Genomic DNA, 4,694 nt, shown 5'->3' on the forward strand with positions numbered 1-4,694 from the left:
TCATGTCATTAAACTCCTCTCGCCGTATCACCACTGATAGTCCCAGGTGACATCACCGTCATCCTGGACATACAGGCCCTGATGCTTGACCCGCAGTTCCAACGTCACGATATCATCTGTTGGGTCCATTGACGCGGTTGTAGTACCGGTCGTTACATCTTTGGCGTCAAAATCAAGCGTGTCAGTTGTGATAGTTCCAGTTGTTTTATCACTATCTGTCACCTCTTTCGAGAAGATCAACTGATCATCAACATATAATTCGACAATGTCGTTCTCAGCGACGTCATTGAGATCGATGGTCACAACCACATCTTTTACGCCATTACTAGCAACCGCGGCTGTTGATGGATCACTGAAGGAGATAACTGTACCATTGTCGATGCTAAGGAACTCGACGTCATATTCGTAAGTAGACGAGGTTCCATCTGTAACGCTATTCGACGCAATATCACCACCATTAGCGCCTACCGTTATAGAGGTAGTCGATACAGGTGAGAAGTTACCAGCCCTATCAACCTGATACAGATTGTAGGTGCCATCCATCAGACCAGATGCATCAATCGTACCTGTCGTCCCATCAGACGCAATCGTACCTCGTGCCCATTGGTGTGTATCCAAGGCCAAGAGGTTTTGCAGCGCAACTGTGTCAGCTGTACCGATTTTATCGATTACATCAAACTTAATAGATCCCGCTGATGTGCCTGCGTCATCTAAGATTAAGTAAATGTCCGCAAGCGCCTCACCGGTAACTGTTATGTCCGTGCCCGTAACCGAATGTGTTGGCGCTATAGGAATAAGAGTGTCCACGGTGATAGTTTGCGAGCTCGATGTGGATTCAACACCAGTGATGATATCGACGACTTTCAAAACTACCGTTTCGGATGCGGTAAAGCTTGTCTCCTGATACACAACGTCAGTGCCAGAGACACTATCTGAAATATCGATAAAGCTGATACCACCATCGTTGGAGTACATCAACCTATGATCGGCATCCGACAGTGGAGCACTGAGGGTCGCATTAACCGTGAAACCAGTGTCATGCTTGACAATAAAATCAGTATCTGTAACCGCGAGGTTCTCCGTGACCGATCGGCTAATGTCCAGAAGACCATCACTATCGGTGTTGCTCGATGGCGGCACTATGTTTATCGTACTTGAGCTTGCTGACACATCGAATGCGCCCGATTTTCCGGCAGCTTCCCACGCGTCGTCTAGCGCATTTTTTATGTAAATTTGAGGATAACGGCTTTCGTTCTGACTAACTGTGAAAGTAGCACTAACATCATCAAACCGCATTGTATAGGTACCCGCCACGAAACTATCGAGAGCGAATATATTCCTTGTAGTCCCCGAGTGCTCCAACGACGTGTTAATCGTGATATCCCTCGTGACCACCTCCGTGGTGGTATAAAAGACACTGTCGATACTCACGGTCTGCGTTGGGGGGAACGCGTAACCTTGAATCTTTGCTACGGTGTCGATTTGACTTTCAGAGGTTAGCGAAACCAATCGCGCGTTCACAATACCAATATTAGACGAGTCCACTCCTGATATGCCCAGATTAGTGTAATCTTGTACGGTAGGAGGCGTGAAATCGCTAAAAGGGTCAGTGACAGTGATACTGTCTCCAGACGCCGTATCTCCAGACATACCGACCTTTAGTTGGTCGTTAACGTTACCGTACACAAGCTCCCAAGTCCCTCCATTCGTTATAGACACCGCTGAAATGGTAAAGTTAGCACCATCAGAACGGGAGATTTTTAACGTGTCTGACGTAGGGCCGATTATGGTATAGCCGTCATTGGGATCCAATTGCGCCGCAAGAGCAGTACCTATACTTGGTCCCCAATTACGATAGCCAGAGCCCGTTAGCATTTCTTCAGTCACTGTGGCACTGATTGTCTTAGCGCCGTAGATCGACTCTAACTTCAGCGAAATAATTTCACCGGCATCAAGCGTTTGTGTTTGAGAATTTTCGGTTAGTACTTGAGAAACCCCTTGCACAGTGGCGAGACCCCGAATTTTCTCCATACTTAATCTATGAGCCTGGACCTGAATTTCCCTTTGAGTATCAATGTTCGAGTACGCAGATTGAGCTACCAGATAATTAATGGTTGGCTGATAGGTATCAGAATTAACGCCGGTAATACCCGCTGCCGCAAAATCAGCAATCGTTGGCAAGTCACTCGTTGCCGAAACGGTCAAACTTGACGTGCTGATTGCTGATAAAAAGTTGCTATCTGTATCTGTGAGTGTCCAGGAACCCGAAGAGGTATTGGCTGCAGACTCAACCACGGTAAACGCCGCACCATCATTTCGTGTGATGACAATATCACCAGCATTTTCACTGATAGTGAACGCAGAGTCGCTTCCCAGTGACGCATTCAATGCGAACGCAAGTGAAGCTGCAGATAGTGTTTCGCTTGTCAGCGTTGCAGATACCTCTTCTGTCACACCGTTTGCTGTAAGCTGCAGGTACACCGCATCCCCGTCTGCAAGATTAGCAGCGGTAAGTGCTAGTTCTGACGCCGTTGCCTGAGCAATGGAAGCGATTTTGTTGATTGCAACAATTCGATCACCACTTGCTGCGGTCGCAAATACGCTACCCAAGCTTGCTGTCAGATCCGCGGCAACGGTCTGCTCCGCCACCAATTCGTTAACAGCAGCGATATTTGTATCCGTAATCATATGACGGACACCTGCGCTATCCTCTATGTAGCGCAAGCCAAGATTGTAGTAATCCTGCGGTGTTGGCACGTTTGTGTCGACACCAGCATCAAACTCCTGATCACCATCCACATCTGTGACACTGGTATCGTTCATCCAGTTTCGAACAACCTGTTCAGATGCGACAACATTATCTACCAGTCCCTGAATCTCAGAGATAAGGTCAACATTAGTGCCCGCGAGTTGAGCTTTTATAAGCGCATTTACAGCGGCCAAATTACCTGCGCTCGCACCAGTTATACCGATAGACTCGAGTTCAGGCAGTGCTAGGTCAATTGCCGTCAAAGTTGCCGGCAGCGCCATAAAGTCGAGCTCAGAAATCGCGATGTCAGCATCGCCATCTTGAGACTGATACGCCTTCATACGAAAGCCTGTGAAAGCCCGGGCTTCGCCACTTGTAATATCAAACTCGTAATACTCTACACCATCAATGACAGGCTTTGATGATGGAGTGGCCGCAGAACCATCTGCACCAAAGGTTTGGATCGAAACCCACTCAGCAGCATCTGCATCCCAACCCTCAATATCAAACCAACCGGGCAGAACGCTCTGGTCCTCATCGCCTGTTGTACCATTGTTATCCAAATCAAGATCGCCGGAGGCAATTCGAACGGTCTGCAGGATTGCCGGCTTCTTGTTGAAGGTTCCGTCATCTTTCCAACCGAGGACGGCAGGATCAGTAGCGGATGCTGCTGCAGTGACAAATCCTGTACCGTCTTTAGCTTCGCGGTCGAAGACTTGTTGGGCGGCCTTTAGAGTAGCTGAGTCTTGTACAAAGTTATCTCCATCAAACTCCACTCCAGCAAAGACGATCGGTGCCAAACCAGAGGCCAATTCGATCTTGATGTTGTCTAACCAAAGTAATGACCCCACTTGCGTTCCAGAATGCGTGTCCCACGACCCAGCGACGAATACGAACTTATACTCGCCCTCTTGCCCATCCCCTAGCGTAACCGAATTGGTTGCCCAATTGGTTGTGAAGTCATCATAATCCTGCGAATCATCACCTTCGGCGTCCAAGATAGTTATGTGGTCCGAAGCTGAACTCGCATCAACCTTAGCTAAATAACCATACACATCGTACTGATCATTTAAGTATAGAGAGCGCCAGTCGAACGATACTTTATCCCCGGCTGATAAATAGAACGACTCGGTACTGACGACGGCTGGTCCTCGGTAAGTCGACGTGGACCCAGATCCTGAGGACGAACCGTCACTTGTTCTGTGATCCAGTGCCATGCCTAATTCTAAGACTTCACCATGCGTTCCACTATCATCTGGATCGTAGACGTTTATCCCATCATTTTGCGTAGGAACCGATTGGACGCCAGAAATAGTCTGAATAGACATAAAATTCCAGTTTCCTAAGTCAGTCGACAGCGTGTTATAAAAATTTTGGACTATCGAAGTGGTACCCCCTCCGTAATTATCATCAACACTATTCGCCGCGTAGTCTCCACCTCCCTTAGCTGCAAATGTTGTACTTTCTGGTTCTATTTCACCGGCTAATTGCCCCTGGTATACACCCAATCTATCATCAACAGTAGGATCATTTTCTCCTAAAATGATCTGTTGGTTAATCAACTGCCATCCAGTGATCTGGCCCGTTAAATTGGAAGATATTTCAGATGAAGTAGACGCTGCATCATAATAAACATTCGCTGAATCCTCACTAAAATCTCCATTTGCGAAGGAATAGACGAGATCAACGTAGTCTGTTTCTGCTGTTGTTGTATAAGTGCCAGCTGCAAGGTTTTGTATCTTGTTAACGATTACGTTCGCCGAATCGACATATGACTGAAGCTCAGAGGCGGTGTTAACCGTCGTCGGTGCGTTGCCTTCAAACAGCTTGTAATTAATCGCTGTCACAAGCGCATCAGTAATACTCTCCGTACTATCTGATAGCCCCAAGACACCTGCGGCGTTGTAATCAGCTGCGGTTGGAATAGCACTCGCGTTTGCCGAGT

1 protein-coding gene is annotated in these 4,694 nt (G+C 47.6%); it reads right to left on the bottom strand.

Going from position 1 to position 4,694, the window contains the following annotated elements:
• Positions 1-27: 27 nt before the first annotated feature.
• Positions 28-4,638, bottom strand: coding sequence for a beta strand repeat-containing protein (locus AAC620_RS12295; protein ID WP_340245395.1), 4,611 nt, complete (start codon positions 4,636-4,638; stop codon positions 28-30).
• Positions 4,639-4,694 lie beyond the last annotated feature (56 nt).

The sequence above is a fragment of the Roseobacter sp. HKCCA2468 genome (assembly GCF_037805105.1).
Taxonomy (GTDB): Bacteria; Pseudomonadota; Alphaproteobacteria; order Rhodobacterales; family Rhodobacteraceae; genus M30B80.